Genomic DNA, 24,030 nt, shown 5'->3' with positions numbered 1-24,030 from the left:
TGAGCTACTTCCCGGCGTCGCGGAGCAGGTCGTCGCAGGCGAGCTCGAAGGACTTGCCGGGGGCGACGGCGAACACGCGCTGGCCCTCCGGCTCTCCGACACAGGTCGTGACCGCCTCGCGGTACTGCGCCGACCAGGCAGGCACGGCACTGCGATCATCGGGCACCGTCGCCCACTGCGAGACCACCGCGGCCCCGACGGCGAGCAGGAGGGCCGCGGCGGCCACGCGAGCAGCACGTGGAGCGCGCACTCCCCAGCGCTCGACGAGCGCGGACGCCGCGAGGGGGAAGCTCGCGAGCGCGAAGATCGCCGCGGCGGCCCCGTAGCGGATGTCGATCTGCGCGGTGAGCCAGTCGCCGCCCTGGAACCGGGCGAACTGGAAGATCGTCAGCGGGTTGACCAGGAGCGTGCCGCCGAATGCTGCAGCCGAGACCAACAGCAGCGCGGCGAGAGCCACGCGCTGCGGCCGCCGCCCGATCGTCATCACGAGCCCTGCCGCGAGCGCGAAGGGCACGAAGGCCAGCAGCAGGATGCCCGTCCCCTGATTCGCGAGCACCTCCGCGTTCGACTCCGTGTCTCCGCTCCAGACGGGAAGCAGCGCCGTCGCGCCCCAGCCGACGAGCACATCGGCGACGGAGATGGGACCGTGCGGGGCGTTGAACTGGGGCCGGGGAGCGATCAGCCACGTCACGAGCTGAGGCAGGACGCCCAGGAGGGCACCGGCGAGCAGGAGCCACACCGCGCGGCCGCGATCCCAGAGGAGACGAAGCAGCAGGATCGGCAGCGCGACGATCGCCTGGACCTCCGTCAGGAAGCAGACGAAGACGACACCGGCCCAGAACGCCCGCTCCGCCCTGGACACGTCGCTTCTGGCGAGGAAGATCCACACCACCAGCCACAGGCAGTACGTGTGCAGGTTCGCGAGGTCGCCGAGCAGCTCGCGGCTGATGAGCGGCACGAGCACGGGGACGAGAGCGACCGCGACTCGCGCGGGCAGCCACGTGACGATTCCCCTGGCCAGGCGGAACGTGCCGGCGCAGACCAGAGCAGTCGCCAGGAGGCTCAGGGACGCGACAGCCACACCGAAGTTGTCGCGAGGGAAGAGCTCCGAGGCGACGATCGTGAGCACCCTTGGCAGGAAATGCTGGTAGCCGGCGTACGGGTGGAACAGCGTGGCGAGGCTGCCGAGCTCGATCTGCTCGCGCAGGAACGTATCGCCGTCCTCCGCCCAGAGCACTCCGTGCGCCCCAGCCGGCACTCGGAGCCAGGCCAGCACGAGGGCCACGGCGAAGACACCGGCCAACCAGGCGGACTCACGGTGGGGAGCGAGTCGCCATCGTTCCGACTCGGAACCGACTGTTCGCTCGCTCATTCGTCGATGCTATCCGCCGCCAAGCCGGCCCGGCGGCGAGGGAGACGGACACGGGAGTCACCGGCGATATGCTCGTGGCCATGCCAAGCAGCGCACCCGATACCCGAAGCTCCGCAGAACTGGTCGTCGAGATCGAGGCACTCCGGGAGCGCCTCGACGAGCTCGCCCGCGAGCGGGCTGAGGAGAAGGCCGAGAACGCGGAGCTCAAGGCGAGGGTCCTCGCACTGCAGAACTCTCTGGACGACGCGCACTATCACCTCAACGTGCGTCCGACGACGATGCAGCGCGCACGGAACCTCCTGCGCCGCCTCCCCTCGCTTGCGCGCAGCATCCCGAGGCGCATCCTCGCCGTGCCACGGCGCATCCTGGGTGGCATCAAGTGAAGCTGAGCGACCTCAGGTCGCCCAAGCGGCTCGGCATCTTCTTCTTCTTCGACGAGCAGGGCGTCGTCGACGAATACGTCACGACACTGCTCGACGGCATGCAGCCGCACCTCGACCACGTCATCGTCGTCGTGAACGGCGAGCTGAACGACGCAGGCCGCGAGCTGTTCACGGCACGCCCCGGCACCGACCTCATCGTGCGCCCCAACGAGGGGTTCGACTCGTGGGCGTACAAGACCGCCATCGACTCGATCGGGTGGGAGGGGCTCGCCGAGTACGACGAGTTCGTGATGTTCAACTTCACGATCGTCGGCCCGGTCGCCGACATGGGCCTCATGTTCGACACGATGGATGCGAAGGACCTCGACTTCTGGGGCATCACCGTGCACCACGCGGCCCCCTTCGACCCGTTCGGCGTGCTCGAGACGCCGACCCTGCCCGTGCACATCCAGTCGCACTTCATCGCCGTGCGTCGCTCGATGTTCCTCTCCCAGCCGTTCCAGGACTACTGGGATGACCTCCCGCAGATCCCCGACTACTCGCACGCCGTCGCGAAGCACGAGGCGAAGTTCACGTGGTTCTTCGACCGCCTCGGCTTCACGTGGGAGGCCTACGTCGACACGACCGACCTCGAGCCGTACACGCTCTACCCGCTCAACACTTACCCGGTCGAGCTCATCGAAGAGCGCAACTGCCCCGTCTTCAAGCGGAAGACCCTCTTCGCGGGCATCCCGTCGACCATCGAGGAGATCGCCGGGTTCAACGCGACGCGGCTCTACGAGTTCCTCGAGACCTCCGGGCGCTTCGACACGGCACAGCTGCGCGCGCACATGCAGCGCAGCATGGACCAGTACGCGCAGTTCTCGACCCTGCACGACTGGGTGATGCTCGAGTCCACGGCCGCGACCTCGACTGAGTTCGCCGTCCTCGTCCCCATCGGCGCAGGCTTCGAGGAGCGCCTCACGCAGGCTCGCCTGATCGAAGGCCGCGCCGCACTGTTCGTCACCGGGACCCGCACCCGGCTGAGCGACGCGGACGCCCTCATCCGGTCCTCCGGCGCTACCGGCATCGAGGTGGCATCGCACTGGTCGGAGGCCGCAGGCCGCATCAGCCAGGACGTCACGATCATGCTCGGCCCCGACGCGTTCCACCAGAGCGGACGCCAGGCGGATCTCGTCGACGCGCGCGCGTTCGGCGCAGAGACCTTCGGGCTCCCCCACCCGTCGGCGGCCATCGCCGAGTTCGAGCGCGCTCCAGAGCTAGGACTGCTCGTCGCGGCCCCGCTGCTCCACGGCGAGCACTTCGGCGAACTCGGCCGGGAGTGGGATGACACCACCCCGGCGTTCGAGGGCATCGCCGCGATGCTCGGAATCGCGGTGCCATACTCGCGCAAGACTGCGCCGCTGCAGGGGTCGGGCGGTACGGTCGTCCTCCGCACCGAGGCGATCCGCGCGTTCGGCGCCGCCGTCGCGGCAGCGCCGTACGGAAGCCTCGTGCAGCTGAGCACCCGCGACTGGCAGAAGCTCGTCGCCCTCGCCGTGCAGACCGCGGGCTTCGTCCCCAGAGTCGCGGTCACGCCGGCGCTCGCCAAGTACCTGCTGTCGATGACCTTCGACCTGCTGCGCCGCATCAACCGCGCCGCCGGGCCGAGCGGCGGCGCGCGCGCGTCGACGCTCGTCGCTCGCGTCGAGTCCCTGCGCTGAGCCGCGTCGGCCGTGCTCCCTCGCGAGGGAGCACGGCCGAAGATCACGGCCTGAGCGTGGCGCGCTCGAGCACGTCTGAGCAGGAGAGGTCGAAGTACCTGATGCCTGGCGCGCTCTCGAAGGTGTAGCTCGACTCCGGCGCGGCCTCGCAGGCGACGACCGCCGCCGCGACCTGCGCGCTCCACGGCTTCGCCATCGTCTTCGCTGAGGCCACCTCCGGCCCCTGGATCGCGATGTAGCCCAGGACGACGGTCGAGAGGACCAGCACGACCGTGCGCGACAGGACCGGGAACCTCGGGCTGAAGCGCATCACGAGCGAGGACGCCGCGAACGCAAGCGCGGCGAGCACGAACAGAGCCGCGGCCGCGCCGTACCTGAGGTCGATGGGCACGAGGAACCACTCGGGGCCCACGAACCGCGCGTACTGGAACGACTCGTGCGGGTTCACGAGAAGGGACCCGCCGAAGGATGCCGCCGAGATGAAGAGCAGGCCGCACAGGGCGAATCGCTGGTACCCCTTATCGAAGACGAGGGCAGCCAGGGTCGCGAGCACGAACGGCAGCACGGCGAGTGCCAGGACCTTCCACCCGTACTCGGCCAGGAGGATCGAGTTCGTCTCACGGTGCCCGTTCCAGATCGGGAGGACCGCGTTCACCAGCCAGCCGACCACGACGTCGGGTATGCCGATCTCGACACCCTCCTTGATGGGACGCGGCGTCGTGAGCCACGAGAACATCTGCGTTCCCACGCCGATGAGCGTCCCGGCCGCGATCGCGAGGACTGGAATGCTGCGGTCCCAGAAGAGGCGCACGACCACGAGCGGCACGACGAGCAGCGCCTGCACCTCGGTGAGACAGGCGATGAGCGCGACGACTCCCCAGAGGACGCCCTCGATCTTGCTCGCTGGCTTCGAGAGCGCGACCCACGCCGCCAGCCAGAGACAGTACGTGTGGAGGTCGGCGAAGTTGCCGATGATCTCGAGGCTCAGCAGCGGCACTGCCACGGGGACGAGCGACATGAGCACACGGCCCGGGATCCAGCGGATGATCCCCCGAGTGAGCCGGTAGGTCGCAGCGGCCGTGAGCCCTGCGAACACGACGCAGACAGTGAAGACGGCGCGGTTGTAGGACTCGAGGGGGACCCACTCGACGACAGCAGCGCTGAAGACCCTCGGCAGGAAGTGCTGGTACCCGGCGTACGGATGCAGGAGCGTGGCAAGCGTTCCCCGCTCGATCTGCTCCTTGAGGAAGATGACCCCGTCCTCAGCCCAGACCACATCGTGATCCGGCAGCGGGATCCGGAACCACGTCCAGACCGTGACCACGAGGAAGACCACCACGACCCAGACCCAGTCACGCCTGGTCCAGTCCGGGAGCCTGGATGCACCAGGAGCAGGCCTGACCACGCTGGCTGTCGTCCTCGTCATGCGTCTCCTCTTTTGCAAGCGGCCGCGCGTCCTGCGCCGCCTCGTCCACCGCAGCAAACATCATGGCACGGAACGTGTGCCGCCCTTGCTGGCCTCGGATGCCGATCTTCGTGCTCCGTTAGAGTGAGGGCCTTGTCGAAAGGAACGTCATGACAGAACGCCAACGGGTGCTGGTGACCGGCGCTGGGGGGTACATCGGGCGCCACGTCGTGAACGCGCTGCTCGCCGAGGACGCAGACGTCGTCGCCGTCGTCCGGCCCGGTGGCGCCGCCAAGGTCAACCCCGATGCGACAGTCGTCGAGCTCGACCTCCTGAGCAGCGACGCCGACTACTCGAGCGTCCTCGAGCCCGCGCCGGCCGCGATCATCCACCTTGCCTGGGAGGCGGGCTTCGCCCACAACTCCCCGGTGCACATGCTCAAGCTGTCCGATCACTTCAGGTTCCTGAACTCGGCGGTCGAAGCGGGCGTCCAGCGCCTCGCCGTGCTCGGCACCATGCACGAGGTCGGCAGGCACGAGGGTGCGATCACCGCCGAGACGCCGACCAACCCGCTGTCGCTCTACGGCATCGCGAAGGACGCGCTGCGCAAGTCGACGTTCCTCGCGTTCGACGAGAAGGTCACGCTGCAGTGGCTGCGCGCCTACTACATCTACGGAGACGACCGGAACAACCAGTCCATCTTCACGAAGCTCCTCGAGGCTGCGGACGCGGGCAAGACCGAGTTCCCCTTCACCTCCGGCACGGCGAAGTTCGACTTCATCCACGTCGAGGAGCTCGGCAGGCAGATCGCGGCCGTCGCCCTCCAGGATGAGCTGCGCGGCGTCGTCAACGTGGGCTCCGGCGTCCCTGTCTCGCTCGGCGAGCACGTCGAGCGGTTCATCACCGAGAACGGCCTCGACATCTCCCTGAAGTACGGCGCGTTCCCCGACCGTCCGTATGACTCGAAAGAGGTCTACGGCGACGCGATGGCCATCCAGTCGTTCATGGCGAGCCGCGACAGCGCCTGACCCACGACGCCGAAGGGGCGCGCCGTCGATCACTCGACGGCGCGCCCCTTCTCAGTCCTGGCGGTCAGCGCCTGAGCACCGACTTCGCCGCGCGGCGCGCCTTCCGCTCGAGCTTGACCGCCGGCATCTGCTCGAACGCCTGCAGCTGCTGGCGAACCCCGAGCAGCTCGGCACCGAGCCGCGCCGCCTGTGCACGAGCATCCGCCGCACTGTGCTCGGCGGCCGCCGTGCGGTCCTCGCGCAGCTGCAGCTCGTACAGCTTCGTCTGCGCCTCGGCCTCGCGCTGCCCCAGCTCGTTGTACGCCGTCCGCAGGCTCACGAGGTCCAGCTCGCGCTGGTACAGCGTCGAGTTGCGCTCGTCGACCTCCTCGCGAAGCAGGCGCACCTCCTCGTGCGCGACGTCGTCGTACTTCTGGAAGAGCGCGGCCCGCTCCCGGAGGCGGAGCAGCTGCTCGTCCGAGTAGACCTCGTCGTGGCCGTCGTCCAGCACCGCCGAGAGCTGCGCGGGCACCACGGCCTCGTCGCCGATGGCGCGCAGGGCGTCAATGATGGACGTGTCCTCGACGTAGCCGCCGTCGGCAAGCTCGGACGTCGTCGGCATGCGCAGCGCGAAGAAGTCCTCGAGCACGCCCGCCTTGTAGCGACGCCAGTCGCGCATGCCATGGTGGTTCGCGCTCGGGCGGAGCCCCGGGTTCGCCTCGAAGCCGAGGGCCATCGCGACCGTCTTGCGCTCGAACTGCGACCAGGAACGCCACGGCACGTGCAGCACCTCGAGCTCGAAGCCCTCCGGCACGTCGCCGTGCTGCTCGAGGGAGACGAAGTGGTTGCCGTGCGCGACCTCGACCTCGTCCGAACCCACGTGGATGGCGTTTGGCGTCGGATGCGCGAACACCCCGGCGCGGTTCAGCTCCTCGATGGAGCGCTCGTCCCGGAAGCGGAGGCGGGCGAGTCCGCTGCCTTCGCGCCCGAACGAGCCGACCATGTTCACGACGGGAACCCGGAACGTGGTGAGGTCCTGGCTGTAGTGCTCGAGCGCCTGCCGCACCGTCAGCGAACGGTCGCGCGCGAAGACGAACTCGTCGGCATCGCCGTTGATGACCCAGTCGGCACCGTGCTCGGAGTACGCCGAGCGAGCCATGCGCGTCACGACCTGCGCCTGCTGCTTCTTGTGCTCGGGATCGTGCAGGAGCGTCATGACCCCCTTCGCCTCGTACTGCTCGAGGATCTCGCGGGTTCCATCGACCGACGCGTTGTCGGTGACGATGAGGTGGTCGATGCCCTGAGCGAGCGAATGCTCCACGACGGCCGCGATGATGTCGGCCTCGTCGCGAACCATCATGGTCATGACGATTTTCATGGGCCAAGGCTACCCCGCTGTAGCATGGGGGATCGGCTGGCGCCCACCGGCGCCCGGCCCCGACAGACTCCAGCCGGGGTCGCCGTGAGCAGAGCAAAGGACGCCAACCTCATGCGTCGAGTGGTATTTTTCCTCGTCTACGACAAGCAGGGTCACGTCGGCGGCTACGTCGAGCACTGCCTCCGCGAGCTGCGCGCCCACGCCGAGCACATCTTCGTCGTGTCCAACTCTCCCCTCACCACCGACTCGCGTCGACGCCTCGAAGCCGTCGCCGACTCGGTGTGGGAGCGCGAGAACGTCGGCTACGACGTCTGGGCGTACCGCGACGCGCTCCGCGAGTTCGGGTCGGACCGGCTCCGCGACTACGACGAGCTCATCCTCGCCAACTACACCTTCTACGGGCCCATCGGCTCGTTCGCGCCGCTCCTCGAAGAGGCCGACGCGAAGACCGTCGACTTCTGGGGCATCACCGACCACGCCGCCGTCGTGCCGAACCCCATCACGATGACCGGCGTCATGCACCGCCACATCCAGTCGCACTGGATCGGCGTGCGCCGCAGCATGTTCACCTCGGACGCCTGGCGCTCCTACTGGGACGACATGCCCCGCATCGACTCCTACGACGACTCCGTCATGCTCCACGAGGCGCGCTTCACGCACTACTTCGAGTCGGCCGGCTTCTCCTCGTGGGTCGCGTACGCGTCGGCCCACTACGGCGACCAGCACCCGATCTTCAACCTCGCCGACGTACTCATCGCCGACGGGTGTCCCATCGTCAAGCGGCGCTTCTTCTTCCACGACCCCATCTACCTGGATGAGCTCGCCATCATCGGCAAGCGCGTGCTCGAGCAGCTCGAAGAGAAGCACTACCCGCTGGACCTGCTCTGGCAGGACATCGGCACGACGGCCAAGCCGCGCATCCTGAACACGAACGCGGCGCTCCTTGAGATCATGCCGGACGTCGACCTGGGCGGCGCCGACCCGAGCGACCTCCGCGTCGTCGTCATCGCGCACGTCTTCTACGAGGAGATGATCGACGAGATCGTCGACCTCGCGAACACGATCCCCGGCGGCTACGACCTCGTCGTGACGACCGCGAACGCCGACAAGCAGACCGCGATCCAGGAGCGGCTCGTGGAGCTCGGCCGCGCGGACGACGACGTGCGCATCGTCGGCTCCAACCGCGGCCGCGACATCTCGGCGTTCCTGCTCACCTGCAAGGACGTCCTCGAGTCGGGACGCTACGACATCGTCGTCAAGCTGCACTCGAAGAAGAGCCCCCAGAACGGCTTCAACTCCGGGCGGCACTTCAAGGAGCACCTGTTCCAGAACCTGCTCAACTCCCCCGGGTACACGACGAACCTGCTCCGCCTCTTCGTCGACCACCCGACGCTCGGCATGGTCTTCCCGCCGATGATCCACATGGGCTTCCCGACGCTCGGCCGCGCCTGGTTCGCGAACCTCGAGCCGGCGAAGGAGCTCGCCACGAAGCTCGGGATGCGCGTCGAGTTCGACGAGACGAGCCCGCTCGCGCCGCTCGGCTCGATGTTCATCGCCCGCCCCGAGTCGCTGCGCCCCCTCGTGCAGGCCGGATTCACGTGGGACGACTTCCCGGATGAGGGGCAGTACGCGGATGGCGGGCTCCCGCACGTGCTCGAGCGGCTCCTCGGCTACTCGGCGATCAGCGAGGGCTTCCACGTCCGCACGGTGCTGACGACGCACAACGCCGCGATCTCGCACACGCTCCTCGAATACAAGGTGCAGGAGATCACCGCCGGCCTGCCCGGCCTGTTCCGCGAGCAGGTCGAACTGGTCCGCCGCTACATCGCCTCCCAGGCCGAGTCTCCACTCGGTCGCGCGAAGGGCCTCGTGCTGAGCCGGACGCCGGGAATCGCGAACGCCTTGCGCCCGGTCTACAGCCGCTCGCGAGCCGCGTACCGCAACTTCCGGGCTGGTCGCTGACCCGCTCCACCTCGAGCGGGCGGCCCTCCGCAGCCGCGCCGCGAGGCTCCGAATCGGCTCCGAAGCCTGGTGTTAGTCTTGGGCGGCCCCTCCGTGGGGCCAGCGTCACAAGGTGTGCGGAGGACAATGTCTAAGCCTGTCTCTGTGAGGTCCCAGTCCCGGGGTCTCACGTTCAATCTCCTGGTCAATCTCACGCTCCGTGAGATCCGGTCGGAGTACAAGCGCACTGCGCTCGGGCGAATCTGGTCGCTCATCAACCCGCTCGCGCAGATCGCGACGTTCTCGCTCGTCTTCGGGCTGCTGTTCGAGATCTCGGCCCCTCCCGGTACGAACTCGGGCGTGCACTTCTTCCCGCTGTGGATCGGCATCGGCGTCGTGAGCTGGGGGTTCATCTCCAACTCCGTCAACGGCGGCATGGGGTCCCTCGTCTCGAGCGCCGACCTGCTACGCAAGGTCTACTTCCCGCGCTGGGTGCTGCCGCTGTCGCGCATCCTCGCGAACGCCTGGACCTACATCATCGAGATCGCCGTCATCACGCTCATCATGTGCTTCATCGGGGGCCCCATGGTGCTGGCCTACCTGCCGCTCATGATCCCGCTGCTGGCCCTCATCATCATGTTCGTGCTCGGGCTCGCCCTCATCCTCTCGGTCGTCGTGGTCTACTTCCGCGACATCGAGCACCTCTGGGGCATCCTCACGCAGCTGTGGCTCTATGCCTCCGGCGTCATGTTCCCCCTCCAGATGGTGCAGAACGCGCAGGACAACCTAACCGAAGAGGGCAGCCTGCTCTTCGGCGAGCCGTGGCCGCTCGTCTTCCTCTTCCAGCTCAACCCGACGCAGCGCATGCTCGAGTCGATCAGGAACATCGTCTACGACTACCAGGTGCCGCCACTCGAGAACTGGCTCTACATCGGAGTCTGGGCAGTCGTGATGCTGGTCATCGGCATCCTCGTGTTCACCAGGTTCTCGAAGAACATCGTGGAGGAGCTCTAAATGGCAGGCACAGCAGTCGACGTCACCGGCGTCTCGAAGACCTTCCGCATCTACCACGACCGCAACCAGTCGCTGAAGGCGACGGTGCTCAAGGGCGGGCGGGCGAAGTACGAGGAGTTCAAGGCCCTCGACGACGTGACCTTCGAGGTCCCGGAGGGCGGCACCTTCGGCCTGCTCGGCCGCAACGGCTCCGGCAAGTCGACACTGCTCAAGTGCATCGCCGGCATCCTGTCGCCGAACTCAGGGACGATCACGACGCGCGGCCGCATCGCCGCGATGCTCGAGGTCGGATCCGGCTTCCACCCCGAGCTCACGGGTCGCGAGAACGTCTACCTCAACGGGTCGATCCTCGGCATGTCGAAGCAGCAGATCGACAACCGCTTCGACTCCATCGTCGACTTCTCCGGCATCGAGAAGTTCATCGACCAGCCCGTGAAGAACTACTCGAGCGGCATGTACGTGCGTCTCGGCTTCGCCGTGTCCATCCACACGGAACCGGATGTGCTGCTCGTCGACGAGGTGCTCGCGGTCGGCGACATGGACTTCCAGGCCAAGTGTCGCGCGAAGTTCGCCGACTTCAAGGCCAGCGGCCGCACCGTCGTCGTCGTCTCGCACGGCCTCGAGGGCATGCGCGAGTTCTGCGACCGCGCAGCCTGGCTCGAGCAGGGCGTGCTGCAGGAGGTCGGCCCCGCGACGGCGATCATCGACAAGTACCGGGACTCCGGCAACGTCACGGAGATCATCGAAGGCGGCGGCCAGCGCCACGGCAGCGGTGAGCTCTACATCGATACGATCGAGCTCGTGAGCGAGAGCGGCGCCGTCGACAACGAGATCCGCACAGGCGAGTCGCCCACCATCCGCCTCAACTTCGAGGCGAGGCGCCCCGTCGAGCGCCCGAACTTCAAGATCGCGATCGAGACGCTCGAGGGCGTCCGCATCTGGAGCACCTCCTGCAAGCAGCTCGGCTGGCAGCCCGACTCCGTGCAGGTCGGCCAGGGCAGCATGGACTTCCACCTCGACCGCCTCGCACTCGCACCGGGCGAGTACGTCGTCAACGCCGAGGTGTGGCGTGACGAGAGCACGACGCCGGTCGACAGCCTCACCGGCTCGTTCCGGTTCGGCGTGCACGCAGGCACCCCGTTCGCGCTCGAGGGCGTGCTCGCGATGGATGCCCGCATCGTCGCGAAGCTCCCCGGCCAGTAGCGCGCCGCACACCCGACGCAGAAGACCCTCGCCTCGGCGGGGGTCTTCTGCGTCGTCGCCTGATCGCTCGAGCCTTCGAGCCGTCGAGCGCTCCCGTGCAGAAGACCCCCGCCAGGTGAGCATCGCTCGCCCCGGCGGGGGTCTTCGTGTCGTGCGGTCTGGCGCTAGCCGGCGACCGGCTCCCCGATGCGGAACGTGGAGAACAGCTCTCGGGACAGCTGGAACGTGGTCGGCTCCGTGGTCGCGGTCGGCTCGGCGGCGGGTGTCTCGTCGACTCCTGCGTCAGCCTCGGCGGCCTCAGCGGGTGTCTCGACGGGCTCCTCGGTCGAGGTCGCGGTCGGCTCCGCCGTAGCCCCGTCGGTGGCATCCGGGCGACTCGTGTCCGTCGGCTCCTCGTCGGCGGTCGCCGCTTCGGTTTCCGTCACCTCAGGCGCAGCCGTCTCGGTCGGCTCCGCGGTGGCCGTCGCCGTCTCGGTCACGACCGGGGTCGCGAGTGACGGGTCGACGGGGTGCAGCACGCCGTCCTTCACGAGGTAGAGCGTTCCGTCTGGGCCGAAGACCCGGTCCGTGATCGGCTCGGCGGTCGCGGAGACCGTGAGGCCCGCGCCGACCTCGGGCGAGATGAGCGCGAAGTCGAGACCGAAGGCAGCCGCGTACTCCGGCGTGGCGAAGGGCACGAGCTCTCCGTCGACTCCGATGTAGGAGACGCCGCCGACCGTGACCGCCGAGGTGTAGAGCGGTGAGGTGTTCTCACCGAACTCCGCGAAGTTCGCGTCAGGCACGCTGCGCGGGTTCTCGATGGCGAGTCCGAGCTGCGCCGCCACCTCGGGCGAGCCGACCTGCAGGAGCTCGTCGCCGTTCACGATCCAGGTGCCGGTCCCCGCACGGTTGGTGATGACCTCACCGGCCGTGAGCGGGACAGCCGGCTCCGGCGCTGCCGTCTCCGTCGGCTCGGGAGTGCCTGGGGCCTCCGTCGACGTCGGAGTGGGCTCGATCGAGGGGTTCGTGGGCTCTGGCGTCGCGCTGGTGGTCGGGGTCGGTTCCGGCGTCGCGGTCGGTTCCGGCGTCGCCGTTGCAGTGGGCTCGGGCGTCGCGGTGGGCGTCGCCGTTGCCGTCGGCGTTACCGTCGGAGTCGGCGTGGCCGTCTCGCTCGGCGTCGGCTCGCCCCAGCCTGCCGGGAGCTTGGTGAGCTGCGCGCCCGTCGTGATCTGGTCGGCGAACGCGGCCGGGACCGAGATCACGTTGCCGACGGCGCCGAACTCGACGAGGAGCTTCGGGGACGAGATGTGCTGCTTCTCCCCATCCGTCACCAGGAAGATCTTCCCGCTGCCGTCCTTGATGAACTCGGTCATCGAGGCGCCTGCGTTCGGGACGACGCCGCAGAGCTGCGCCGAGATCCCCGGGAAGTCGATGCCGTAGGCCGCCTCAAGCTCAGGAGTCAGCTTGTACGCCTCTCCCTCGGTCGCGACGTAGGCGTCGTCGCCGCAGCGGAACTGGTTGGTGGTGATGGCCGTGTCGCGAACCGGGATGCGGTCGAACGAGGCCTGGGTGATGACGTACGGGCTCGAGCCGAAGCCGTAGTCCTTGGCGAGCTCGCTGCTGGCCACCTTCGTGAGGTGGGCGCCGTCGAGCACGTAGAGCGTGTCGCTGTTCGGGCTCTTGATGAGCGCACCGTTGGTGATGCCGTTGCCGGTGTCGATGCCGTCGAGCGTTCCCTTCGGCACCGTGTAGATGGTGCTCGAGATGCCGCGCTTCGTGGCCTCGGCCTCGGCGTCGCTCTTCGAGGAGAACTCGACGCGCTCGCCGCCGACGACGAGGTTGATCGTGTCCGATTCGCGCTCCTGCACGAAGTGGGCGCCGGGGACGGAGCCGTTCTTGCCGAGCGAGCCGATGATGCCGACCGGGAGGGAGACGAACTTCGAGGCTCCGTACGTCGACGCCGGCACCCGCAGGAGGCCGCCGTCGGTGTGCACGTAGCTCGACGTTCCGTCGGTGACGAGCGGCTCAGCCGACAGGGCGTCACCCTGGGTGAGCTTGCCGTAGGCCGGGCCGAACGTGCCGGTCGCCTTGAACGCGCTGAAGTCGGCGAGCGATGCGGGAACGGCATGGGCCGTGAGGTCGCTGTCGAGCACGACCTTGCCCGAGCCGTCGAGCTTCTCGACGATGGCACCGCCGGTCAGGAACGGCTCGCCGTCGCTGAGGAAGTCGATCTTGTCGTCCTTCAGCTTCGTGGTGCCGATGTACATGCCCTGGGCGCCGAGTTCGGCGATGTCCGCGACCTCGCGCTTGGTCGTTCCCTCGATGAAGAAGATCTGACCGCTCGTGTTCTGGACGAACTTCTCGAGCGCTCCGCCGTTGTTGAACTTGTCGAGCTGCTCCTGCGTGATCTTCGCGAGGTCCGAGCCTTGCTGGTAGCCGAAGTCGGCCGCCACGGTCCAGTTGCGAACCTTCCGGAACACACCGTCGTCGATGTAGTACGGCGTGTTGTCCGGGCCGACGAGGATCTCCCCGACGTTCGCGCCGGTCGTGTACTTGTCGAGCGTCGATGCCGGGACCGTCGAGACGGCGCCGAGTGCGTAGGCGAAGTCGGCGACCTTGGATGCGGTGACCGGGTAGCGGACCTCCTCGGAGAGGAAGTACACCTGTGAGCTGCCCTCGGCCTTGACGAGCCAGGGCACGCTGACGGCACCCTTGGGGTCGCCGAACCAGTCGGTGTACATGCTCCAGAAGTTGCGGTTGCCGTAGGCGGAGCATCCGTCGCCCTCGCCGTACATGTTGTTCAGCGCAGCCTGGTTGGGCTGGTACGGCGTGTAGTTGTAGAGGCCAGCAGTCGCGTAGTTCGAGATGTAAACCGCGGAGGAGCCGCAGGAGAAGTTGGGGTTGTACAGCACGTTGTTCGACGCGAACGGAATGTGGTTGAAGCTGTACGGGTTGGCCTTGTAGTTCTGGAACTGACGCGCCGCGTTGTAGACCTGGTAGAAGAAGCCGCCGTAGCTCTGGTCGCAGGGTGCCGTGTCAGGGCAGCCGAATCCGGTCGCCGCCGCGAGGCGACCGAGGGTCGGGCTCTGCATGGAGACGAGGCTCTGCTCCTTCTCGAGGAGCACGAGCATGGCCTTCTGGCTGAAGTTGCAGGCCTGGCCGACCTTGGCGATGATGTCCGCTGCCGACTCGCCGCCGCCGGCGCCCGAGTAGGCGGAGCAGTACTGCGTCGCCGGCATGGACGGCGTCGCCTGCGTGTAGTTGCGCAGCGCCGTCGGCGATGACGAGCCGTTGCGCGAGACGAGGAACTGCTGAACCTCGGCCGCGGACATCGCGTTGCCGTTGTAGAAGTTCTCGTCACTGATGAGGTTGCCGGGGTCGAAGCCGCTGGCGTCGGCAGCAGCAGCGGTATCGATGCCGCCGCTCGTGGGGCTCGAGGCGATGAGCTGCAGCCCGAGGAGCCCGGAGGCTGCTACCGCTGCGGTAGCGAATATGGCAAGAGTACGGCGAAACATGAGTTCCCAACGCGTCGGTCGACTGGGTTGCTGGGCATCCACGGAGTGCACCGAGAAGGCTCAGCAGTTTCCAAGTATGCATACATGCGCCACGGAACTCCACACCCGTCCCAACTTTCACACGAGTCACATAAACAACATCCGTGTCAGTCTTGACTCCGCGAGGCCCGGAAACACAACGATCACGGACCCAGGCAGATCCGTGATCGTCGCGACACGCCCGAGGAGAGAAATCCGGGGAATCGGGTCGCTGTGCCGTATATGCGAGCTACTCGGCCTGTTCGAGTCCCTGCGCGTCGATCCAGTCGCAGAGGAGGCCCACGCCCTCGTCCACCATGATCTGAGGGCTCCAGCCCAGCGCCGCGCTGGCTTCCGACACCTCGCAGGACGCGTGGCGAACGTCGCCGTTCCTGAACTTCCCGTTGATCTCCGGCGCAGGCGCGCCATAGTGGGCTGCGATGAGCTCCGCGAGGCGGAGGATCGACGTGCCCTCCCCCGACCCGATGTCGTAGGCGTCCGCGTTGGAGTCCGACTCGAGCGCGCCACGCACGATGGCATCGGCCACGTCGTCGATGAAGACGAAGTCTCGGATGATCTGACCGTCCTCGTAGACGGGGATGACGCGGCCGGCCTTCGCCTCCTGCGCGAAGAACGACACGATCCCGGTATACGGATTGATGAGCGACTGACCGGGGCCGTACACGTTCTGCAGGCGGAACAGCACATCGGTGACCCCGAGCGACAGGCACCACGAGCGGAGGATGTGCTCCTGCGCGAGCTTCGTGGCCCCATAGACGCTCGTCGGCGACGGCGCCACCTTCGACGAGACGAACGGGAGCGCGGAGAGACCGGGGAAGTCCCACTCGCCTCGCTCGAGCATGGAGGCGGAACGCTGGCCCGGGTAGCTCACGGCCCCGTCGGCGTCCACCCAGGCGCCCTCGCCGTAGACCGCGCGGCTCGAGGAGAGGACGATCTTGCTCGGCAGCTTGTCGGCGCGGACAAGCGCATCGAGCATCTCTGTCGTCCCGACGACGTTCACGCTCGCGTGGCGCGTGGCCTCCAGCAGCGACTGCCCGGTGCCGGTCTCCGCGGCCAGGTGGATGATGACGTCCGGATCCACGTCGCCGAGGAGGGCGTCCCAGTCGACCGCCGAGGTCACGTCGCCCTTCACGAACTCCACGCGGCTATCGAGCTCACTCGGACGCTCGGGGACCGGGTGGATCTGCGGGTGCAGGTTGTCGAAGGCGATGACCCGATCGAAATGCTCGGGCAGGCGGCGGGAGAGGGCGGATCCGATGAATCCGGCTCCCCCGGTGATGAGACAGGTCGTCATGGCGTTGCTCCTTAGGGTCTGTCCCAAGGCTAGCGAAGCGCCACGTCAGGCGACGCTGTCGCCCATGGAGCTACTCCGCTGGGAGAACCGGGATCCAGTTCAGGTATCGCTCCGTCATCTCGAAGATCACGACGTCCGGCTGGTAGTCGGCCGCCTCGGCGAGCACATCCGGGATCTGCTCGGTGGCGCTGCCGAGGTTGCTCGTGACCTGCTTGGTCTCGGCGAAGCCGGTCTGCCAGGTCGGTCCGGCGCTGTTGCCCTGGCTGTCGCGCACGATCAGGGCGCGCAGGTCGGACTGCGCACCCTCAGTGACCGTTGTGGCCGGCAGCTGCAGCATGTCGAGCCCCTTGCCGGCGTCGACCTCCAGCACGGAGCCGTCGTTGAGCGTCGCCTGCATCTTCGGAGGCGCCTGGTCCAGCACCGGCGTGCCCCAGCCGGTGTCCGTCGTCGGGAACCCATAGGCCTCGAACTCGCTGATGACGGGCATGTCCCCGACGCTCGAGTAGTCCAGCGGGGCGAGCGCCTGGTACTTCGCGTCGACCGCTCCGAGGCAGCCGGCGAGCTGCTGCCAGCCGATGGCGGCACCGAAAGGCGACCAGTGACTGTTGCCGGGCGCGTAGACCGCACCCTCCTCGGAGGCGTCGCGCAGCGCCTGACGGGTGTCGACGAGCGGCAGTTCGGGATGCGCGTCGACCAGGTAGTCGAACGCCGTCGGCCCGCGGAGCTCCTGCGCCCACTCGGGCAGCTGCTCAGGGTGCACCGACCAGTCCGCGGGGACGACCTGGATCACGAAGTCGATGCCCTGGGCGCTGAGGCCCTCGTCGATGGTCCGGAAGTAGCTCGCCCATTCCTCGCTCTCCTCGTCGCTGAGGAAGCTGCGGCCGAGGGCCTGCGAGAAGTTGTTCGCCTGCGTGTCTCCCCAGAAGACCCAGCCGTTCTCCCCAGGGACGAAGAGCTGGGCATCGGGGTCGGAGCCGATGTGCTCGTTCCACACCGCCTCGCTGGCCTCTCGCTCCTCGCCCGTCCACGGAGAGGCAGTGACGGGGTCCACGAGACCCGGCTGGCACTGCTCGCCTGGCAGTCGCGTGGCCTCCGACTCGGGAGCTTCCGCCGGAGGCACGAACTCCTCCATCGCTATGGCGTTTCGGGTCTGGTACCCCGCGATCGTCGCCACGATCGCGGCGATGAGCAGCAGGATCAGCGGGATGAGCCGCACCCGGTGCCACCGCTGCGCCCAGGTCAGCCGCCCGGTCTCGGACTTCGGTTCCTCGAAGCCGCTGTCTGGCCGGACCCCGCTCGGGCCGACGGCGGTCATGAGCTGGCCTCCACGCGTCCGGCGCGGATGCGCGCGGCGAAGTTCGATGATGAGTAGGCGGGGTTGACGATCCGGCGCTTCACCGCATCCACCACCGGGGTGCCCCGCTCGAGGAGCCACGCGAGCCACTTGGGGGTCCAGTTCTTGAGGCTCATCGCGGGGCTCTCGATCAGGTGCCAGGAGATGTACGCGCAGATGTGGGCCGCGAGCGCGATGACGAGGTGGTAGACGAACCAGCCGGCGTTCTGCAGGCCGAAGTACGCCCCGAACTGCATGAGCGGCCAGGCGAAGATGTAGATGCCGTACGAGAGGTCGCCGTGCTTCTCCCACCTGTTGAGCCGCGGCGTGCGGATCGCGAACCACATCAGGAAGTACATGAGTCCGTACTGACCCCACATGTTCCAGCCGCCGAACGCGTATGCGAAGCCCGCGATGCCGAGCGCGAGCACCGCCAGCCGGTCATCGATCGGGATCTTGTCGCCGAACAGGGCGAACAGCATCCCGAACGCGAACGGGGCGAAGAACATCGGGTAGAAGGGGTTGGTGAGGAACGGGCTGAGCGAGGTCATCTCGACCCAGCCGCTCCAGGTGAGGAAGTTCACGCCGATGATGCCGACCGCGATGATGCCGCCGACGATCCGGTTCGAGAACACGCCGAAGAGGCCGAGCAGCCCGACCATGATGTACGCGCGGAACTCGTAGAACAGCGTCCACGCCGACCCGTTCCAGTCGAATCCGCCGATGCTGGCGAACGGCAGCGAGCTGCCCATGCCCGCGATGTTGCGCTGGCCGAGCTCGAGCCACATGTTGCTCAGGAAGTACGTGAAGGGCGACTCGGTGTCGGCATCCCAGTAGCCGGCCATCGACCCCGTCTCCTGATGCCACGCGATGGGCGCGAGGACGAACGCGGTCGTCAGCAGCGCCAGCCAGAAGGCCGGGAAGATGCGCAGCGCCCGGCGCCAGAAGAAGCGGAAGATCGTCGACTTCCCGCGGCGGCTCTGCGTGATGAGGTAGCCGGAGAAGAAGAAGAATCCTGCGACCGCGACACCGCCGAGGGACTGCTCGCTGGAGATCTGCGTGCCGAGGTCGTGCCCGCCATAGAACCCTGCGAGGGGCCCCGCGTGCGCGAAGATCACCGCGAAGGCGAGAAGCCATCGGAGGAACCCGATGCTGTTGGCCCGTGGATCGAAGGCCTTGTCGAGCGTCAGCGGCATAGCTTCCTAGGTCGTGGAGTCGTTCGCCCGCAAGCAGGCGGCGCTTCATCCTACACAGAGAGCAGAATCACGATTTCGGGCCGTCAGGCCGCAAATCCGGGGCTCTGGCTAGGAGACGGTGACCGTCATTGGCTCGCTGGAACCGCTGCCAGCTGGGCCCTCGTACTGCATGACGGCCGACCAGTCACCGGCCTTGATGGCCGGGTCGCGCAGGTTCACGATGCAGCTGGACGCGTCGGTGTCGGCCGAGGTGGGGGCCGTGGCCGTCGCGGTGGCCGCAAACGTCTCGGGACCGTTCTTGAGGACCAGCGTGCACGTGCCGCCCGGGTCCGTGGTCGAGACGAGCGCTGCAGCAGAGATGACGCTCTGGTCCGGCACCCAGTAGACGCGGCTGAGGGAGACCTGCACGGCAGCGCCCTCGGCCGGCTGGCTCGGCTCTGCCGTCGCCGTCTCGGTCACGGTGACGGTCGGCACGGGCGTCGCGGTGACGATGAGGGTCTCCGGAACGGTGACCTCGGTCGCCTGGGGCAGCGTCGTGACGGGCGCCGTGTTGTCGGCAGGCGCGCCCTGGCCGAGCGGGTTCATGAGCACGAACACGATCGCTGCGATCGCCACGGCCGCCGCTATGAGGAGGCCGATGACAAGGCCCCGGCCGGTGCCACGGCGCTCAGCCTGGCTCTCCAGCTCTTCGAGCTCGTCAGGGTCGTACTGCCCGCCGAGCGGCGTCTCGCCGTTGCTCATCTGCCACCTCCAGTCGCAGACACGGTACCCCGGCGCAGGTCGGGGCCACCTGATGCCGCGCCGCGAAGCGAGGTCAGCGGATGCGAGCGAGCAGTCCCTTCGCGTCAGCGGCGAGGCGTCGCAACGGCTCCTCGAACGCCGGCATCCGGCGGAAGAGCGACGCGGCGAGACCCGCGATGCGACTGCCGCCTGGCCTTCGTGCACGCGCGAAGCGGTGCGGCGCCCGCACCCCAGCGCCGAAGTCCGCAACGAGGTCCTCGTACTTCGCGGCCAGGAGCGCGTAATCGCTCGCGAGCCCATCGGCGGTCTCCGCTTCCGACACGGCGAACCCGGCGTCGAGCACGAGGCGGCTCGCGAGCAGGTCGAGCAGCCGCGAGAGCTCACCGTCCGGGAACCGCGTCTCGAGCGCCGCGAAGCCGCGCACCCCCAGAGCCGCTGCGAGCTCGCGGAGCGCGTCCACCCGGTATGCGGCGAAGCCCGCGAACGGCGCGACGGGCGAGTTCGCGTCCAAGGGCGCATCCGCACCGAGCGAAGCTGCAAGCGCGGCCGCCTTCGCTCGAGCACCCCGCCACCCGTCGGCGAGCAGCCCCGTGCCGATCGGCGGCGTGACAGGGACGACCATGCCGAGCGATCGATGGTCGGCGAACTCCCACGCGAGGGGCTCGGCGCGCTCGAAGATGACCCGGCGCCCACGCTGGCGGGCGAGCAGCGAGGCGCTCGCAGGCATCGAGTCCAGGGACGCGGCCGCGACCGACTCGACGAGCACGAGGTCGGCGCCGAGGAGTCGAGTGTCACCGCTCGCCAGCCTGCGCCAGAAGTCACCGCGCACGATGCGGAGGTGGAGCCCCGAGATGGTTGCCGACTCATCGCCGCTCGCCTCGTCGCGAACCCATTCGTGCGTGACCGCGGTGGACGCGCGCCGCAGGACCCTGGGCCCCGCCCCGACTCCCCCGGCCAGCACGCGGCTCGGCGCGAACCTGGCCGTGCTCTCGACGAGCACGTCGATGGGGAACGCGCGCCGCTCGAGATCGAGCGCCACGTCCCGAGCGGACACACCCCGATGGTCGAGCTCGACCGGGTCGTGGACGAAGATCCGGCGCTTCACGAGCGGCGCACCGGCCTCGAGCAGGAGAACGGGCGTCTCGAGGCTCGGATTGGCGACCGGGGCCCCGTCGACTCTGAAGTTGCCCGCCGGGAACTGCGCGCCGACCGAGAAGCCGCGCTCCGCGAAGAACGGCGAGAACCGAGCCTCGTGGTTCCTGACCGAATCGTCGTACGACCGGATCTCCGGCATCGAGGCCCAGTACTCGGCCCACGCCTCGCTCACCACGACGCTCCGACGCACAGCGATCCAGTGCGACTGCAGATGCGCTGGCATCGTGCCGCGTCGCGTGTACGGGTCGGGCGTGAGCTCGCCGTGCTCGGTGACGCCCCACACCTCGTGCCCCGCCGCATCCGCCCACTCGAACGTCGCGGCGAAGTCGCCCACGGGGCCGAGGAACGTGTAGTTCGCGAGGATCACCTCATCGAACGTGGCCAGACGCTCGGCGCCGATCTCCTCGAGCGCCGCACGGTAGCCGCCGACGTCGAAGCCCTCATTGGGTCGCTCGAAGACCGAATCGGCGACCGCGCCGAGCGACACGCGCGACTCAACGGTCACCGAGCCGTTCACGACCACGAAGAGCTCGCTCGCATGCGGGCGCAGGCCGCGAAGAGCGTGCAGCACGCCAGCGTCGGCGACGCCAGCCCTATCGAAGAGCAGGTAGATGACAAGTCGATTCATAGTCGCGGGCGGCCGATACGGCCGACTCCTCCCCTGAGCGCGTGCAGACTCGTGCCAAGCTAGCACCACCGCGCACCAGACCCAGGAGAGCAGATGCCAGCTTCGCGACTCGTCGCCGAACGCCGACCAGAGGATGCCCGCGAGACGCGACTCGGAGACGCAGCCGTCACCGCGGTCGTCTGCACGCACAACGGCGAGAGGTTCCTCGAACAGCAGCTGCTGAGCATCCTGTCGCAGAGCCACCCCGTCGCCGAGATCATCGTCTCCGACGACGCCTCAAGCGACGGCACGGTCGAGCTCGCCCGCCGCGTGCTCGACGCCTCCGACCGGGCGTTCCGCATCTACACGCGAGACGAGCCGCTGCGTGTCAGCGCGAACTTCAGCTTCGCCCTCGGCGAGGCCCGCACCGAGTACCTCGCGACGAGCGACCAGGACGACGTCTGGCACCCCAAGAAGGTCGAGCATCTCCTCGGCACGCTCCTCGGCGACGACGAGGCGCTCCTCGCCCACTCGGACGCGCTCCTCGTCGACGAGGACGGCGAACCCATCGGCGGCACCCTCCTCGAGTCGCTCGAGATCACGGAGACCGAGTGGCGCCATTACGAGAACGGGCGGCAGCTCGAAGCCCTCACCGCCCGCAACTTCGTGACCGGCGCGACCATGATGCTCCGCGCATCCCTCGTCGTCCGCGCAGGCAACGCGCCTGACCCCTGGATCCACGACGAATGGCTCGCGACGACCGCCGCCCTCGTCAACGGGCTCCGCGTGGTCCGCGAGCCCCTCATCGACTACCGACAGCACACCGACAACCAGATCGGGCAGACCGCGCCGACGCTGCAGGTCAAGATCGCGCAGGCCACGAAGGACGGATCGGCCGACCAGCTGCGCCGCTACCGCCGCGCCGTCGCCCTCCTCAAGCGCGTCACCGAACTCGGCGGCACAGCAGAGCAGGAAGCCCACGTGCGGCGCAAGGTCGCCCACGAACGACAGAGGCTCCAGCTGCCGACCTCACGAATCCGGCGCCTGCCCCACATCCTCAGATGGACCCTTCGGGGCCGCTACCGCACCTACTCGCGCGGCAGCTACGACATCGCCCGCGACCTCTTCCAGTCACTGCGGGAGCGCGACGCGCACACCGGAGGCTGAACCCCGGCTGCGACGCGAACGACGAAGGCCGTGACTCGAACGAGCCACGGCCTTCGCCATCATGAGGGACCCGCTACGCGAGCAGTCCCTGCATGTAGCGTCCGTATCCGCTCTTCTGCAGCGGCTTCGCGAGCTCCGCGAACTCGGCGTCGTCGATCCACCCGGCACGCCAGGCGATCTCCTCGATGCAGCCGATCTTGAAGCCCTGGCGGTCCTCGATGACGCGCACGTACTCGCTCGCCTGCATCATTGACTCGAACGTGCCCGTGTCCAGCCACGCCGTGCCACGGTCGAGCACCTGCACCTGCAGCTTGCCCGCATCCAGGTACGCCGAGTTGATGCTCGAGATCTCCAGCTCGCCACGCGCCGACGGCTCGACGTTCTTCGCGATCTCGACCACGTCGTTGTCGTAGAAGTAGAGGCCGGGCACCGCGTAGTTCGACTTCGGCACCTCCGGCTTCTCCTCGATCGACACGGCCTTGTTGTCCTCATCGAACTCCACGACGCCATACGCAACCGGGTTCGACACGTGGTACGCGAAGATCAGGCCGCCGTCGAGCACGTTGTTGCCGCGCAGCGACGAGCCGAGGCCCGAGCCATGGAAGATGTTGTCGCCGAGCACCAGCGCGACCGAGTCGTCGCCGATGAACTCCTCGCCGATGATGAACGCCTGCGCGAGCCCATCCGGCGACGGCTGCACGGCGTACTCGATGCGCATCCCGAGCTGCGAGCCGTCACCCAGCAGGGCACGGAACTGCTCGTTGTACTCGGGCGTCGTGATGATCAGCACCTCGCGGATGTCCGCCATCATGAGCGTCGACAGCGGGTAGTAGATCATCGGCTTGTCGTAGATGGGCATGAGCTGCTTCGAGATGCCCTTGGTGATCGGCCACAGACGCGTGCCGGACCCGCCAGCGAGAATGATTCCCTTCATGGCTACGCACCCGCCTTCGCGCTGAGCTCCGCATAGTAGGCGCGAGCCTCTTCCCAGCTGGGGAGGAGACCTGATGCGGCCGCCTCGGCGAGCGAGGGAGCATCCGTGTCCTTCGGGGAGAGCAGCAGCTCGCCGGCCTCCTCGGGGAAGCGCAGGTCGACGTCCTTGTCGAGCGGGTTGATGCCGTGCTCGCGCTCCGCGTGGTACGTGTCGGTGACGAGGTAGCTCACCGTCGCGTCGTCGGTCAGCGCGACGAACGCGTGGCCGAGGCCCTCGGAGAGGTAGATCGCCTTGCGATCGACGTCATCGAGGCGGACCGAGTCCCACTCGCCGAACTTGGGCGACCCCGTGCGGATGTCGATGACGAAGTCGAGCACCGCACCACGCGTGCACGTCACGTACTTGGACTGGCTCGGCGGGATGTCCGCGAAGTGAATGCCCCTGACCACGCCACGCGTCGACACCGAGGTGTTCGCCTGCTTGAGGTCGATCGAGTGCCCGACAGCTTCTGCGAGCTTGTCGAAGCGGTACCACTCCAGGAACACGCCGCGGTCGTCGCCGAACTGCTTCGGCGTGATCTCGTAGCTGTCTGGGATGCTGAGTTCGCGAATCTCCATGCCGAGGAGTCTAGTGCGGTGCGTGCAGCGATCGCGCTCCGACGCAC

The 24,030-nt window shown here is 67.9% G+C and carries 18 protein-coding genes; 7 read left to right on the top strand and 11 right to left on the bottom strand.

All coding sequences use genetic code 11. The features are described 5' to 3' along the window. Positions 1–4: 4 nt before the first annotated feature. On the bottom strand, positions 5–1,372 hold the full coding sequence (locus C5C17_RS05050) for a hypothetical protein (protein WP_104252256.1): 1,368 nt from the start codon (positions 1,370–1,372) through the stop codon (positions 5–7). A gap of 80 nt (positions 1,373–1,452) precedes the next feature. Between C5C17_RS05050 and C5C17_RS05045 the strand changes: the two genes are divergently transcribed. Both C5C17_RS05045 and C5C17_RS05040 read left to right on the top strand, forming a co-directional pair. Next, positions 1,453–1,755, top strand: a complete 303-nt coding sequence (locus C5C17_RS05045; RefSeq protein WP_146079079.1) for a hypothetical protein — start codon at positions 1,453–1,455, stop codon at positions 1,753–1,755. After that, positions 1,752–3,458, top strand: a complete 1,707-nt coding sequence (locus C5C17_RS05040; RefSeq protein ID WP_104252254.1) for a rhamnan synthesis F family protein — start codon at positions 1,752–1,754, stop codon at positions 3,456–3,458. The genes C5C17_RS05045 and C5C17_RS05040 overlap by 4 nt, the downstream gene beginning before the upstream one ends. Before the next feature lie 43 nt (positions 3,459–3,501). On the opposite strand, the gene C5C17_RS05035 is transcribed toward C5C17_RS05040, so the two are convergent. Then, positions 3,502–4,884 (bottom strand): hypothetical protein, encoded by a 1,383-nt coding sequence (locus tag C5C17_RS05035; RefSeq protein WP_146079078.1) that lies wholly within the window; start codon positions 4,882–4,884, stop codon positions 3,502–3,504. A gap of 149 nt (positions 4,885–5,033) precedes the next feature. On the opposite strand from C5C17_RS05035, the gene C5C17_RS05030 reads away from it, so the two are divergent. After that, a complete protein-coding gene (locus tag C5C17_RS05030; protein WP_104252252.1) occupies positions 5,034–5,891 on the top strand; it encodes an NAD(P)-dependent oxidoreductase in 858 nt (285 codons plus the stop codon). Between the two features lie 64 nt (positions 5,892–5,955). Here C5C17_RS05030 and C5C17_RS05025 read toward each other — a convergent pair whose 3' ends face one another. After that, positions 5,956–7,248 (bottom strand): glycosyltransferase family 2 protein, encoded by a 1,293-nt coding sequence (locus C5C17_RS05025; protein WP_219820468.1) that lies wholly within the window; start codon positions 7,246–7,248, stop codon positions 5,956–5,958. A gap of 84 nt (positions 7,249–7,332) precedes the next feature. Between C5C17_RS05025 and C5C17_RS05020 the strand changes: the two genes are divergently transcribed. The 3 genes from C5C17_RS05020 to C5C17_RS05010 all read left to right on the top strand — a co-directional run bounded on the left by C5C17_RS05020 (position 7,333) and on the right by C5C17_RS05010 (position 11,406). Further along, positions 7,333–9,210 (top strand): rhamnan synthesis F family protein, encoded by a 1,878-nt coding sequence (locus tag C5C17_RS05020; RefSeq protein ID WP_219820467.1) that lies wholly within the window; start codon positions 7,333–7,335, stop codon positions 9,208–9,210. 144 nt (positions 9,211–9,354) lie between these two features. After that, the gene (locus tag C5C17_RS05015) at positions 9,355–10,203 is read left to right on the top strand and encodes an ABC transporter permease (RefSeq protein WP_179557949.1); all 849 of its coding nucleotides are present in this window, start codon (positions 9,355–9,357) and stop codon (positions 10,201–10,203) included. Beyond that, positions 10,204–11,406 (top strand): ABC transporter ATP-binding protein, encoded by a 1,203-nt coding sequence (locus C5C17_RS05010; RefSeq protein ID WP_219820466.1) that lies wholly within the window; start codon positions 10,204–10,206, stop codon positions 11,404–11,406. A 164-nt stretch (positions 11,407–11,570) separates the two neighbouring features. Here the strand turns inward: C5C17_RS05010 and C5C17_RS05005 are convergent, their stop codons facing one another. From C5C17_RS05005 to C5C17_RS04980, 6 genes are all read right to left on the bottom strand, one after another. After that, positions 11,571–14,900, bottom strand: a complete 3,330-nt coding sequence (locus C5C17_RS05005; protein ID WP_104252249.1) for a hypothetical protein — start codon at positions 14,898–14,900, stop codon at positions 11,571–11,573. A gap of 268 nt (positions 14,901–15,168) precedes the next feature. Then, positions 15,169–16,233, bottom strand: a complete 1,065-nt coding sequence (locus tag C5C17_RS05000; RefSeq protein ID WP_104252248.1) for an NAD(P)-dependent oxidoreductase — start codon at positions 16,231–16,233, stop codon at positions 15,169–15,171. 70 nt (positions 16,234–16,303) lie between these two features. Continuing rightward, on the bottom strand, positions 16,304–17,548 hold the full coding sequence (locus C5C17_RS04995) for a hypothetical protein (RefSeq protein ID WP_104252247.1): 1,245 nt from the start codon (positions 17,546–17,548) through the stop codon (positions 16,304–16,306). Then, positions 17,545–18,762 (bottom strand): acyltransferase, encoded by a 1,218-nt coding sequence (locus tag C5C17_RS04990; protein ID WP_104252246.1) that lies wholly within the window; start codon positions 18,760–18,762, stop codon positions 17,545–17,547. The genes C5C17_RS04995 and C5C17_RS04990 overlap by 4 nt, the downstream gene beginning before the upstream one ends. A gap of 108 nt (positions 18,763–18,870) precedes the next feature. Then, positions 18,871–19,503, bottom strand: a complete 633-nt coding sequence (locus C5C17_RS04985) for a hypothetical protein (RefSeq protein ID WP_104252245.1) — start codon at positions 19,501–19,503, stop codon at positions 18,871–18,873. Positions 19,504–19,576: 73 nt separating this feature from the next. Further along, the gene (locus C5C17_RS04980; RefSeq protein WP_104252244.1) at positions 19,577–21,286 is read right to left on the bottom strand and encodes a rhamnan synthesis F family protein; all 1,710 of its coding nucleotides are present in this window, start codon (positions 21,284–21,286) and stop codon (positions 19,577–19,579) included. A 93-nt stretch (positions 21,287–21,379) separates the two neighbouring features. Here C5C17_RS04980 and C5C17_RS04975 point away from each other — a divergent pair, with 93 nt between their 5' ends. Next, the gene (locus C5C17_RS04975; protein WP_104252243.1) at positions 21,380–22,432 is read left to right on the top strand and encodes a glycosyltransferase family 2 protein; all 1,053 of its coding nucleotides are present in this window, start codon (positions 21,380–21,382) and stop codon (positions 22,430–22,432) included. Between the two features lie 73 nt (positions 22,433–22,505). Here C5C17_RS04975 and rfbA read toward each other — a convergent pair whose 3' ends face one another. Beyond that, positions 22,506–23,366, bottom strand: coding sequence for a glucose-1-phosphate thymidylyltransferase RfbA (gene rfbA / locus C5C17_RS04970; RefSeq protein WP_104252242.1), 861 nt, complete (start codon positions 23,364–23,366; stop codon positions 22,506–22,508). Between the two features lie 2 nt (positions 23,367–23,368). Continuing rightward, a complete protein-coding gene (locus tag C5C17_RS04965; RefSeq protein WP_068479667.1) occupies positions 23,369–23,983 on the bottom strand; it encodes a dTDP-4-dehydrorhamnose 3,5-epimerase family protein in 615 nt (204 codons plus the stop codon). Between the last annotated feature and the right edge of the window lie 47 nt (positions 23,984–24,030).

This window comes from Pseudoclavibacter sp. RFBA6 (assembly GCF_002931575.1).
GTDB lineage: Bacteria > Actinomycetota > Actinomycetes > Actinomycetales > Microbacteriaceae > Pseudoclavibacter > Pseudoclavibacter terrae.
This window is presented reverse-complemented; position numbering and strand designations above follow the sequence as displayed.